Raw genomic sequence first — 12,002 nt, 5'->3', positions numbered from 1 at the left:
CCCGCCCTTATGGGGGACCGGCTCTTCAGCCGGTCTTCCCTGCGTAGGTAGACAAAGAAGCCTGCCTTGCCGTCCTGTCCTGGTCTCGCGCCCTGGCCCAGGACCGCGTCGTGAGCGTGCTGGCGGGCTCAATGATCATCGGAGTGTGCCAGCGCCCTATGCCGCTTTGGTCCTGCCTCTCCGTACTTCCTGTAGCGTCCTGAAGCGCACAACTGGGATGCTGGGGGTAGAAGATCTCGCGAGAACTGGAGGGAGTGGACCATGGCGTACTCGACTCGTATGGCTGCGGCTCTCTCCGGGGCCACCACCGGGCAACTGCGCTCATGGCGGCAGGACCGAGGCAACGGACCGATTCTCTGCCCTGAGCTCGCTGCCAAGCCTGCCCTGTACTCCTTCCGGGACGTCCTAGCGCTGCGCGCGTTCGCGATCCTCCGGCAAGACGTATCGCTGCAGAAGATTCGCAAGGCGCTGGCCACACTGAAGCGATTCGGCGAGTTCGAGCACCTGTCCAGCTATTCGCTGGTCGCTGAGGGCGACTCCATTGTCCTCGTGGGCCACGACAACGACGACCACGCGACGGATCTCGTCAAGCACCCCGGACAGCGGGTCATCGCGACGATGGAGGACATCCTCCAGGAGTTCGCGCCCCGCGCCGGCGTCGTGGTCCCGCACCTTCTGCGGCCCAAGCAGCACGTCAGTGTGGATCCGGAGACGCAAGGGGGACAGCCGGTCATCACCGGCACTCGTGTCCCGTTCGATGCCGTCGCCGAACTCGTGGAGGACGGTATCCCACCTGAGCAGATCGCCGACTACTACCCCGGCGTGACAGCGGAGGCGGCCCGCGACGCGGTGTCCTTCGCCCTGTATGTGGACAGCTACAGCCCGGGACCGCGCGCTGCCTGATGCGAATCCTCATTGACGAGAACGTCCCGGTACAGATGCTGGAGATGCTCAGGCGACTGCTGCCCGGGCACGAGGTCCGCCACGTCAGCGAGATCAAGTGGACTGGGAAGAAGGATCTCGCGCTCCTCCCCGACGCCGCGAAGAGAGGCTTCGAAGCCTTCCTCACCAAGGACGGGCGTCAGCTGGAGGACCCGTCGGAGACGACCGCCATCAAGAAGTCCGGCATGCACCACATCCGATTCAGCCACGGTCACAAAGGCATGGTCGGCCTTGGGCTGGCCATGGGCGCTGTGATCGCCGCCATGCCTCTGATCGTCCGTGAACTCGACGCGGCGGAAGGCCAGCAGCTTGTCCACATCAAAGGTCTGAACCCCGGCATCAAGCAGCGGTTCGATCTGGTTGACCCTGTCAAGGAACCGCCTCGCTACTGGCCGCGATAGTCACGCTCGGCGACCCTGTTCGAACGATCTTGGCTGTCCGCCGCAGCTCGGGGACGACTCGCCGCACTGAGCAGGGCTGGGTGAGGCCGTGACGAAAGCGGGTCGACCGTGCCAGTACCTGTTGTCGCTGTCGGGCGGTTGGCTGGGTTGGGCTCAGCATCTTTTCGATTCGGTGAACCAGCAGTAGGCAGTCACTCCCGGAGTCGGAAGCCCCCTCGGAGACGATGTCGTCCCCTGCGGGCGTTCCGGAACCGGCGGGAGAGAGGGTGGAGCCAATTCCACAGGGCGCCGGCGCCAATCCTTCGACAAGCGCAGCGCCTATCCTCCAGGGCTGCCGCAAGATGACGTCCAAGTACACCGCCATGTCAACTACCGCAACCCGCCAGTTACTTGCTCTGCGACGACGGCTTCATGTGGTACATACTGCACCGAGGCACAGCTGAGGTGGGGGCATCCGGGTGGCGTCGTACAACTTACGTCTGCAGCGTTGGGCGGTACGACTGTGGGCCCGCCACCGGCTCCGGCTCCGGAGATCTGGTCAGCAGAATGGCTGGGCCGGAACACGGAAAAGGGAACTGGACGCGGCACTGGAGAAGTTGGATATCCCGCTGGAGGGAGCTTCGAGGGTTCGGGGCGTTCTCGGATCATGGCGTCCGAACTGGCCAGCCTGTGCGCTCGGCGTCGTCGGGGGCTGGATTGTCGCTTGGGCATGCTGGCGCATCTCGCTCGCAATGGTGGAGGCCAGCGTCTTGCGCATGCACTGGGCCTGGGGCATGCGGGCCGTGGCGCACTGGCGGTGGATGGGCGAGGACGGGAACGAGGCGGCCTTCAGCCTCGTCGACGGGACGGTTCTGGTCGTGGTCATGTCCGGCGTGGTCCTGGGGCCAGTGTTCTGGGCCATGCGATGGAGTTCGACCGCCCGCTACCGGCTGGTTCTGGGAGTTATCGATGCGATCGTGGTCGGTGGCAAGGCGCGCGCGGCGCCTCGTGGCCGGGGACGGTCCAGGGCACTGCGGCAGCTGGACCAGAGGTGTCGACACGTTGAGAAGCGCCTGTTCAAGGTGCACAGCATCGCGGGTTCGGTTCCGCGGCGCTCCTTCAGGCTTAGGCTGATCAAGCGGCATGCCGCGCTGGTTGCCGGGGCCCAGCGGGTGGCGCTGCATCAGGTGGACGTCGACCCGGAGCCCGCGCTGACCGAGCTGGCACGGTTGCAGCTCGTTATCGCCGAGAACCATTTGTACGGTCGGCAGGCAGCGCTCCTGCCCGCCGAGCTGCTCCAAGATGTCCGGCCCGTGTCGCGTCTGCGGAACACCTGGCGCGAGTCGGCCCACGTCGCCATGGCCATCCTCGCGGCCATGGCTGCGGCAGCTGGCGCCGCGCGCGCCCTGCCGTCGATGGGGGTGGGAGAAGACGTGCGTCCGTGGCTGATCCTGGGGGCGGCGGTTCTCGCCGCGACCCTGGTGGCCGGCTGGGGGCGGGTCACCCGCATCCTCGAACTGTTTCCTGCCTGACGCTGGGCAGCCCGGTTCGGTTCGGCTGAGTGGACCCTGGCGCAACTCCAGCTTTGCTTACGCGACTTCGAAACCCTTGTCGGTAACCGTGACCCAGGTCACATGAGATGCGTCTCACGATTCGAGACGCCTCGCGGCTGTGGTCCCGAAATGGCGCCTGGAGAGTCGCGGGAAGGGGGTCCGACCTGCACTTAGGGCACGCGGAGGGCACGCCGCCCCCAAATTGGTCTAGACAACAAACAAACCCCAGGCCGCTGACCTGGGGTTTCATCATGGAGCGGGTGACGAGAATCGAACTCGCGCTCTCAGCTTGGGAAGCTGATGTTCTACCATTAAACTACACCCGCGTAAGATGCCGGTCGGTGACCGGTGTCCGAACGCTCCGTCACTCTACCCCATGCCGCGCCCCGGGCGCTGAAGCCCGGGGGCTGGGACGTCGACTGCCGTTCGGAGATGATCGGTTGGTTGAGGTGGAGTGCCTCCGTTTGTTCGGTTGCTCCGTTTGTTCCGTTGTTCTGTTGCTCCGGGAGCTCAACCGGTTGCCGGCGCTGCCACCCAGTCGGGGTGGTTGGGCATTGCGGGGGTGGTGGGGCCGTAGAGCCACGGGGTGAGGAACGGGGCCAGGTCCTGGCCCGAGACCTTGGACGCCAGCTTGATGTAGTCCGCCGTGCCGGCGGTCCTCCCGCGGTACTGGGTGATCCAGGCCCGCGAGATCCTGTCGAAGGCGGCCTCTCCGACCTTCTCGCGCAGCGCGTACAGCACCAGAGCGGAGCCGTCGTAGCGCATGCGCTTGAAGAGGTTGGGTTCGGTGGGCTCGGCGGGGGCTCCGTAGTCCCGTCGCCACACGTTGTGATTCTCGTACGCCGTCTTCATGGCGGCCTCGAAGCTGCCGCCGCCGTGCGACTCCGAGTACAGGCGCTCGTAGAAACGGGCGTATCCCTCGCTCAGCCACAGGTCCGACCAGGTGCGGATGGCGACGCTGTCGCCGAACCACTGGTGGGTCAGCTCGTGCACCAGATTGCGCTCGGCGTCGACCTGGGTGCCGAGGAGATCGGCCTTCGGGACCAGGGACAGGGTCTGGGTCTCCAGGGCGACCCCGAGGTCGGTGTCGCCGACCAGGATGCCGTAACGGTTGAACGGGTAGGGGCCCAGGCGCTGTTCGAGCCAGGCGAGGTGCTGGGGGGCGAGGTCGCGGTAGGCCTTGGTGGGGGCGGCGAGGTCATCGGGCACGTAGTCGCGGATCGGCAGGCCGCCGGGGCCGGTGTGGTCGTCCGTGGTGAACTTGCCGATGCCCAGTTGCACCAGCTGCGGGGCGATGGGCCGTTCGGACCGGTACGTCCAGAGGACCCGGCCGTCGGGGCGCTTCTCGCGGGACTGGAGTCTGCCGTTGGCCACGGCGGTCAGATCGTTCGGCGTGCTGATCCGGAAGGTGAACGGCGCGCGCAGGCTGGGGTGATCGTTCGCCGGGAAGATCATTTTGGCGCCGTTGGGCTGCGGATAGAGCACGGTGCCGTCGGGCGTGGGGATCCAGCCGTAGTCCTCGATGGCGTCGTCGCGGTGCCGTATCTGGGTGGGGTCGGCCGTGTAGGTCACCGTGACGGTGAACGCCGCGTTCTTCGCGATGGCCGAACGGGGGGTGACGACGAGTTCGTCGCCCTCGCGGACGGCGTCCGCCGGGGCACCGTCCACCGACACCGACGTGAGGGCGTTGCCGGCGAAGTCGAGGTCGAAGCGGGACAACGCCTGGGTGGAGACGGCCTCGATGGTCGTTTTCGCCGCGAACGGCGTCTTGGGCGCCTGCCAGTCGAAGTCGAGGGTGTAGTGGCGCACCGTGTAGCCGCCGTTGCCGTCGAGCGGGAAGAGCGGGTCGCCGAGCCCGGGCGCACCGGGGGACGGGACAGTCGTCCCGTCGGCCGCCCGGGCGATCGAGCCGCCGGTGAGCGTGGCGGAGGAGATGGCTGCCGCGGTGACGGCGGCTATCAGGGCTCGGCGAGAGGGTATGGACGCGGGTACCCAAAACGGTATGGACAGGGGCATGGGAATGGACATGGGAATGGACATGGGCATGACAGATGGAGGCCTCTCAGCGGGATGATCTGCGGGTGGGCCGGATCTGTGGCGCGATATCACGCCTGAAGCGGTCCCAGCTTCTCCAAGAGGCGTCCAAGGGCGCAAGCAATTCAAAGCTGTGCGAAGGGTCGAATCCGGCCGTATCGCGCGGATGCGCAGCGGGTGCCGAGGGGAGGGATCCGGGTGCGAGGGGCCGGAGTTGGGGCGTACGGTGGGGGAGCCGATGAGGGGTCGGGCGGGGTCGGAGTGCCGCCTGCAGCTTCGTCCCGTTCGTCCCGTAATGTGGCTTTCGTTGTCCGGTGGAAACAGCCGGACGGGGCTCTTGGGGAAGGGACTCTAGGACTTGATGGAGCGCACCGTCGTCCGTTGTGCCGATGGGCACGTGTTCAGCACCGCTACGTTTCCGATGCAGCAGGCCGACCGGCTCGGTCCCGGGCGGCTCGTCCGTTGCCCTCGGTGCGCCCGGTTGCGGAACGCCGTGCCGGTGATTCTCGAAAAGCGGTAGCGATAGAGCGACACGAGGGGCCTGGCGCGTGGAGTCGTCCGATTGTGGCGGCTCCGCGCGCCTTGCGTATCCTCGGGACGTGCTTCTCTCAGACAAGGACATCCGGGCCGAGATCGACGCCGGACGGGTCCGGATCGATCCCTACGACGAAACCATGGTGCAGCCGTCGAGCATCGATGTCCGGCTCGACCGGTACTTCCGGGTGTTCGAGAACCACCGGTACCCGCACATCGATCCGTCCGTCGAGCAGGCCGACCTGACCCGGCTCGTGGAGCCCGAGGGCGACGAGCCGTTCATCCTCCACCCCGGGGAGTTCGTGCTCGCCTCGACCTACGAGGTCATCTCGCTGCCCGACGATCTTGCCTCGCGGCTGGAGGGGAAGAGTTCCCTCGGGCGGCTCGGGCTGGTCACCCACTCCACCGCCGGGTTCATCGACCCCGGGTTCTCCGGCCACGTGACCCTGGAGCTGTCCAACCTCGCCACCCTGCCGATCAAGCTCTGGCCGGGCATGAAGATCGGCCAGCTGTGCATGTTCAAGCTCAGCTCGCCGGCCGAGTCCCCGTACGGCAGTGAGCGGTACGGATCCCGGTACCAGGGCCAGCGCGGGCCGACGGCCTCCCGGTCCTTCCTGAACTTCCATCGGACCCAGGTGTGAGCGCCGCCGCGGGCGGGACAGAGGGCGCGGAGGGCGCGGAGCCAGTGCACGTGGACGCGGACGTGGCTCGGGAGAATCTCACCTACGAGCAGTTCGGGACCGCCGTCCGCGAGCTCGCGCAGACCATCGCCGACGACGGGTACGTACCCGACATAGTCCTCAGCATCGCCCGCGGCGGCGTCTTCGTCGCGGGCGGGCTGGCGTACGCCCTCGACTGCAAAAATCTCCATCTGGTCAACGTCGAGTTCTACACCGGCGTGGGCACCACTCTCGAGATGCCCGTCATGCTCGCGCCCGTTCCGAACGTCATCGACTTCTCGGACAAGAAGGTCCTCATCACCGACGACGTCGCCGACACGGGCAAGACGCTCAAGCTGGTCCGCGACTTCTGCCTGGACACCGTCGCCGAGGTACGCAGCGCCGTCATCTACGAGAAGTCGCACTCGCTCGTGAAGTGCGAGTACGTGTGGAAGCGAACCGACGACTGGATCAACTTCCCGTGGAGTGTTCTGCCTGTGGTACGTAGGACGGGGGAGCCGGTCACTCCGTCAACGGAGGCCCTCTGACCCGACCAGCCTCCGGCCAGATGAGCACGCAATCTCGACGAGACAAGCACGGCCATCACTCGGCGGATGGTCGAGAGCCGGCCCAACGCGCCGCCTGTACGACCATGCCCACCACCGCCGTAAACGCCAGCACACCGTTCACCGAGTCAGCAATCATGACAACGGCGAAGGGCGCGCCCATCATTTTCGGCACCTTGCCGACGATCAGGCCAAGGCCCAAGAGCAAGGGGAGCCATCGCGAGTGGAAGGGCGCGCCCTGGCGGGGGCTCGTTCCTTTGCGCATCTTCGCCTGATCCCACCGGCGGAAGCCGAGACCGAGAAGAACCAGCAGGCAGCCCATCACCACCACGGACCAGTCCATGAACCTGAGCATCGGTACCCCTCGTCGGCACGGATCTGCCGTACGTGTCCTTGTGCGTGCTACCCACTGGTGCTTGGGCGCTCAGCCCAGGCCATGAGGCAAGGCGCCGGTGGCGACCAGGCAGGTAGCCGTGGTCACGGCAGCGCAGGAACGCCCATCCACCGGCACCCCATCCACCGGCACTTCACCGAGCTCGTTCCCGCAGCGCGCAGAGTCTGTCAGGCCAGGCATACGGCGGGAACAGATCAATAAGGTTCTTACCGCGATCTTTACCCCCTGACAGAAGCTGAGGGGTGTCCCGTTCGTTCGGCCGTCGCCCGGTCGGTCTCGACGTTGCCGCGCGGCGTCATGGCACTTTGCGCGCCGTGACGCCGCTGCGCTCGAAGTCGTAGACGTGGTCGTTGAGGCGGAGGCCGTCGACCGCGCCGATCCACATGAAGTCGCGGCCCTTGCCCACGGCGACCGTCAGGACGGTCGGCTTGGCGTTCGCGGTCCTGAACGCGGCCCTCAGCGCGGTGAAGGTGCACGGGGTGGCGAAAGCGCAGCCTGTCACGGTGGCCGCGTTGCCCGTGAGGGCCCAGCCGCCGGTCGTCGTGGCGTCGAGGAACGGGCTCCAGCTGTTCACGTTCGGAGACGCGGGCGGCAGCCACACCAGCGTGGAGTAGTCGGAGAGGGTGTTCAGGTTCGGGTCGATCTCGAACTTGATGTTCGGCATGTTCGTCGGGCCGCCGTAGTTGACGTTCTCCTGTGTCTGGAACACGTGGAAACCGACTCGGCGCAGCCCCAGCAGCGACTTCCCGAAGAAGTCCACCTCGTTGCCGAAGTCGACCTTCTCGCTAGGCGGAGTCAGCGTGGTGGATCTGTCCGCCACCTCGATGCCAAGGCTTCCCCGCCCGTACGGCGGCCTCGCGGCGGTGCCGGTCACGCCGAACGAGCCGTACGGCCCGTTGCGGAGTTCCGCGACGGGAGAGCCGATCGTGTTGCGGGTGATGATGCCCCAGTGGTCCGGGTGGTCTCGGTTGTCGTCCGTGCCGGCGGAGGCCGATCCCGGAAGGAACGCGGCGATGACGGCGACCAGCAGGGCGGTCACGAGCACCGTTCCCCGTCTCACGCCAAGGCGAGCTTTCACGCGTACTCCTCAGTACTCCTGAAGGGGGAGGTCGAAGGTGAGTCACATTATCTGACGCTCTGTAGTCAGCAAGGTCCGACATGCGGCATATGTGATGCATGACTTGGCATGACTCGTCACTTCGGGTGACTGGACGCGAAAGGACCCCCGGCGATCCGCCGAGGGTCCTTGGGCCTGTTCCAGTGCCCCTGCGTGTGGCCGCCGGGTGCGTGCTAGAACGTCCCCAGCTTCACGATCGACAGCAGGGCGATCAGCTGGATCGAGGACGCGCCGAGCGCCTTCGGCCACGGGAGGTCGTGCGAGCGGGCGACCATCATCGTCAGGAGGGCGCCGCCCGCCACCCATGTCGCCCAGCCCAGCAGCTGGACGAACGACGCGTTGCCGCCGAAGAACATCGCGACGACCAGGCGTGGGGCGTCCGTGAGCGACATGATCAGCATGGAGAGGCCGACCGTCGGCTGCCATGCGCCGTCGCCGCCGAGCTGACGGGCCAGCGTGTGGGTGACGACGCCCAGCACGAAGGAGCTCAGCACCATCGCCACGGCCGTGGTCAGGACGATCGGGATCGCGTTGGAGAGCGTCGCGTTGATCGCGTCCGTGCGCGCGCTGTCGAAGCCGAAGACCGCGAGCAGGCCGTAGAGGAAGGTGACGACGAGGGCGGGGCCCCACATCGTGTAGTCCCGCATCTGCAGGAAGGTCTGCTGGGGGGCGAGGACGACGCCCTTCAGCAGTTCCTTCCAGTGCAGGCGCGGACCGATGGGGCCGGCGGGAGCCGAGCCCGCGTGGTACGTACCACCCTGGTTGTACTGGTCGTACTGGTTGTGGTCGTCGACCGAGAAGGCCTGGGTGTGACCCGGGTTGTTCGCCGCGTACGGGTCGTACGGGGCGCCCGCCGGACGACCGGCGTTACCGGCGCCACCACCGGCAGGGCCGCCCGGACCGCCCGGCGCGCCGTACGGGGCGTCGCCGCCGAAGTACTCCGGCTCGTCGCCGCTCTGGCCGCCGTAGCCGCCGCCGTTCGCCTGCGGCCACTGGCCGCCGCCCGCGCCCTGGCCGCCGTACTGCGGCCGCTGCTGCGGGTACGGCTGCTGGGCCGACGGGTAGCCGTACGACGGCCCCGAGGGTCCCGCGGGTCCCGAGGGCGTCGACGGGCCCGAGGGCCGCGAGGGTCCCTGGGGCGCCTGCTGCCCGTACGGAGGGTGTTGCGGTCGCGCTTGCGGGGCCCGGTTGTCCCGGCCGCCGCGTCCGATCCTGAATCCAGCCACGCCTTCGAACGTACCTGGTCCCGCAGAGTGGCGTGCCCGGCCCACCGTTCGCACACGGCTTTGCTGCTGAGCTGTGACATCCCCTAAGGGGAGCAACGGGGTTGGGATCAGGGGTTCTTCAGGGCGCGGTTCTTCAGGGCGGCTCTTCAGGGCGGTTCTGCTTTCGTCGGGGGAGCGCGACGCCCCCGCGTCCGGGTGGGACACGGGGGCGTCGATACGGCCGTCGGGGTTGCCCCCGACCGGCTACGTCAACCGCTGCGCGGGTTGCTTCGCCGGCTGCGCGGGCGCTACTTCACCGGCTGCGGCTCGGGCTCGCTCTCGGCGTCGGTCTCGCCGGCCGGGGGCTCGTCGTCGACCGGGGTCTTGACCGACTCCAGGAGGAGCTGGGAGACGTCCACGACCTGGATGGACTCCTTGGCCTTGCCCTCGTTCTTCTTGCCGTTGACCGAGTCGGTCAGCATGACGAGGCAGAACGGGCAGGCGGTGGAGACGATGTCCGGGTTCAGCGAGAGAGCTTCGTCGACGCGCTCGTTGTTGATGCGCTTGCCGATCCGCTCCTCCATCCACATCCGCGCGCCGCCCGCGCCGCAGCAGAAGCCGCGCTCCTTGTGGCGGTGCATCTCCTCGTTCCGCAGGCCCGGGACGTTGGCGATGATCTCGCGCGGAGGCGAGTAGATCTTGTTGTGGCGGCCCAGGTAGCAGGGGTCGTGGTAGGTGATGATGCCCTCGACCGGGGTGACCGGGATCAGCTTGCCCTCGTCCACCAGGTGCTGGAGCAGTTGGGTGTGGTGGATGACCTCGTAGTCGCCGCCGAGCTGCGGGTATTCGTTGCCGATGGTGTTGAGGCAGTGCGGGCAGGTCGCGACGATCTTCTTTGCCGACTTCGGCTTCTTCGACTCGGGCGTGACGTTGCCCTCGTCGTCCGTCTCCTCGCCGAAGGCCATGTTCAGCGCGGCGACGTTCTCCATGCCGAGTTCCTGGAACAGCGGCTCGTTGCCGAGGCGGCGGGCGGAGTCACCCGTGCACTTCTCGTCGCCGCCCATGATCGCGAACTTGACGCCCGCGATGTGCAACAGCTCGGCGAACGCCTTTGTCGTTTTCTTCGCGCGGTCTTCCAGCGCGCCCGCGCAGCCGACCCAGTACAGGTACTCGACCTCGGTGAGGTCCTCGATGTCCTTGCCGACGACCGGGACCTCGAACTCGACCTCCTTGAGCCACTCCAGGCGCTGCTTCTTGGCCAGGCCCCAGGGGTTGCCCTTCTTCTCCAGGTTCTTGAGCATCGTGCCCGCCTCGGAGGGGAACGCGCTCTCGATCATCACCTGGTAGCGGCGCATGTCGACGATGTGGTCGACGTGCTCGATGTCCACCGGGCACTGCTCGACGCAGGCGCCGCAGGTGGTGCAGGACCACAGGACGTCCGGGTCGATGACGCCGTTCTCCTCGGCGGTGCCGATGAGGGGCCGTTCGGCCTCCGCGAGAGCGGACGCGGGCACACCGGCCAGCTGCTCCTCGGACGCCTTCTCCTCGCCCTCCGCCGTCTTGCCGCCGCCGGCCAGCAGGTAGGGGGCCTTGGCGTGGGCGTGGTCCCGCAGGGACATGATCAGCAGCTTGGGGGAGAGGGGCTTGCCGGTGTTCCAGGCCGGGCACTGCGACTGGCAGCGGCCGCACTCGGTGCACGTGGAGAAGTCCAGCAGGCCCTTCCAGGAGAACTGCTCGACCTGGGAGACGCCGAAGACGTCGTCGTCACCGGGGTCGGTGAAGTCGATCGGCTTGCCGCCGGACGTCATCGGCTGGAGGCCGCCCAGGGCGGTGGCGCCGTCCGCGTTGCGCTTGAACCAGATGTTCGGGAACGCCAGGAAACGGTGCCAGGCCACGCCCATGTTCGTGTTGAGCGAGACGACGATCATCCAGACGAACGAGGTGCCGATCTTGATCGTCGCGACCAGGTAGACCAGGTTCTGCAGCGCCGCGACGCTCAGCCCCTTGAAGGCCAGGACCAGCGGGTACGAGGCGAAGTACGCGGCCTCGTAGTGGTCCACGTGGTGCAGTGCGCCCTCCAGGCCCCGCAGTGTGTAGATCGCGAGGCCGATGGTGAGGATGACGTACTCGACGAAGTAGGCCTGGCCGGCCTTGGAGCCGGCGAAGCGGGACTTGCGGCCGGCCCGCGAGGGCAGGCTCAGCAGGCGGATCACCATGAGGACGGCGATGCCCAGGGTCGTCATCACGCCGATGAACTCGACGTAGAGCTCGAACGGCAGGAAGTCGCCGATGACCGGCAGCGTCCAGTCGGCCTTGAAGAGCTGGCCGAAGGCCTGGGCGAGGGTCGGCGGCAGCGTCAGGAAGCCGACCGCCACGAACCAGTGGGCGAAGCCCACGATGCCCCAGCGGTTCATCCGCGTGTGGCCGAGGAACTCCCGTACCAGCGTCACACTGCGCGCGTAGGGGTTGTCTGTCCGGGCTCCGGCCGGGACCGGCTGGCCCAGCTTGAAGTACCGGACGAACTGACCGATGGCGCGTGCGAGGAGCGCGACGCCGACCACGGTCAGGACCAGCGACACGATGATCGCGGCGAGTTGCATTTCGGGGCTCCTCGGGCC

The 12,002-nt window shown here is 67.3% G+C and carries 10 protein-coding genes and 1 tRNA gene; 5 read left to right on the top strand and 6 right to left on the bottom strand.

What is annotated here, in order from left to right; translation table 11 throughout:
* The first annotated feature begins 261 nt into the window (after window positions 1-261).
* From ACZ5SK_RS15150 to ACZ5SK_RS15140, 3 genes are all read left to right on the top strand, one after another.
* The gene (locus ACZ5SK_RS15150) at window positions 262-903 is read left to right on the top strand and encodes a DUF433 domain-containing protein (RefSeq protein WP_361709499.1); all 642 of its coding nucleotides are present in this window, start codon (window positions 262-264) and stop codon (window positions 901-903) included.
* Entirely contained in the window at window positions 903-1,343 is a 441-nt protein-coding gene (locus ACZ5SK_RS15145; RefSeq protein ID WP_361709502.1) for a DUF5615 family PIN-like protein, read from the top strand. The genes ACZ5SK_RS15150 and ACZ5SK_RS15145 overlap by 1 nt, the downstream gene beginning before the upstream one ends.
* 731 nt (window positions 1,344-2,074) lie before the next feature.
* Entirely contained in the window at window positions 2,075-2,854 is a 780-nt protein-coding gene (locus ACZ5SK_RS15140; RefSeq protein ID WP_468576099.1) for a hypothetical protein, read from the top strand.
* Between the two features lie 273 nt (window positions 2,855-3,127).
* Here ACZ5SK_RS15140 and ACZ5SK_RS15135 read toward each other — a convergent pair.
* Window positions 3,128-3,201: transfer RNA gene (locus ACZ5SK_RS15135), tRNA-Gly, on the bottom strand.
* Window positions 3,202-3,385: 184 nt separating this feature from the next.
* Window positions 3,386-4,891 (bottom strand): M1 family metallopeptidase, encoded by a 1,506-nt coding sequence (locus tag ACZ5SK_RS15130; protein WP_457495105.1) that lies wholly within the window; start codon window positions 4,889-4,891, stop codon window positions 3,386-3,388.
* Window positions 4,892-5,508: 617 nt separating this feature from the next.
* On the opposite strand from ACZ5SK_RS15130, the gene dcd reads away from it, so the two are divergent.
* Complete coding sequence (gene dcd / locus ACZ5SK_RS15125) at window positions 5,509-6,084, top strand: dCTP deaminase (RefSeq protein WP_361709511.1); 576 nt, start codon at window positions 5,509-5,511, stop codon at window positions 6,082-6,084.
* Window positions 6,085-6,134: 50 nt separating this feature from the next.
* Window positions 6,135-6,650, top strand: coding sequence for a phosphoribosyltransferase (locus tag ACZ5SK_RS15120; protein WP_468157755.1), 516 nt, complete (start codon window positions 6,135-6,137; stop codon window positions 6,648-6,650).
* A 55-nt stretch (window positions 6,651-6,705) separates the two neighbouring features.
* On the opposite strand, the gene ACZ5SK_RS15115 is transcribed toward ACZ5SK_RS15120, so the two are convergent.
* The 4 genes from ACZ5SK_RS15115 to ACZ5SK_RS15100 form a co-directional block, all read right to left on the bottom strand.
* Window positions 6,706-7,011, bottom strand: a complete 306-nt coding sequence (locus ACZ5SK_RS15115; RefSeq protein ID WP_361704902.1) for a hypothetical protein — start codon at window positions 7,009-7,011, stop codon at window positions 6,706-6,708.
* A gap of 346 nt (window positions 7,012-7,357) precedes the next feature.
* Window positions 7,358-8,101, bottom strand: a complete 744-nt coding sequence (locus ACZ5SK_RS15110) for a hypothetical protein (RefSeq protein WP_468576097.1) — start codon at window positions 8,099-8,101, stop codon at window positions 7,358-7,360.
* A 251-nt stretch (window positions 8,102-8,352) separates the two neighbouring features.
* Entirely contained in the window at window positions 8,353-9,405 is a 1,053-nt protein-coding gene (locus ACZ5SK_RS15105; RefSeq protein ID WP_361704898.1) for a Yip1 family protein, read from the bottom strand.
* Window positions 9,406-9,692: 287 nt separating this feature from the next.
* Window positions 9,693-11,984: a (Fe-S)-binding protein gene (locus tag ACZ5SK_RS15100; protein WP_468576096.1), complete on the bottom strand. Its 2,292-nt coding sequence runs from the start codon at window positions 11,982-11,984 to the stop codon at window positions 9,693-9,695.
* Window positions 11,985-12,002 lie beyond the last annotated feature (18 nt).

It is taken from the genome of Streptomyces sp. NPDC031474, from assembly GCF_055581185.1.
The sequence above is the reverse complement of the archived record's forward strand: the minus strand, read 5'-3'. Positions and strand labels throughout refer to the sequence as shown.

Coding starts and splice junctions, on each gene's coding strand:
- ACZ5SK_RS15145 (WP_361709502.1), top strand. CDS start 903: ATGCGAATCCTCATTGACGAGAACGTCCCGGTACAGATGCTGGAGATG.
- ACZ5SK_RS15100 (WP_468576096.1), bottom strand. CDS start 11,984: ATGCAACTCGCCGCGATCATCGTGTCGCTGGTCCTGACCGTGGTCGGC.
- ACZ5SK_RS15115 (WP_361704902.1), bottom strand. CDS start 7,011: ATGGACTGGTCCGTGGTGGTGATGGGCTGCCTGCTGGTTCTTCTCGGT.
- ACZ5SK_RS15140 (WP_468576099.1), top strand. CDS start 2,075: ATGGTGGAGGCCAGCGTCTTGCGCATGCACTGGGCCTGGGGCATGCGG.
- ACZ5SK_RS15130 (WP_457495105.1), bottom strand. CDS start 4,891: ATGCCCCTGTCCATACCGTTTTGGGTACCCGCGTCCATACCCTCTCGC.
- ACZ5SK_RS15150 (WP_361709499.1), top strand. CDS start 262: ATGGCGTACTCGACTCGTATGGCTGCGGCTCTCTCCGGGGCCACCACC.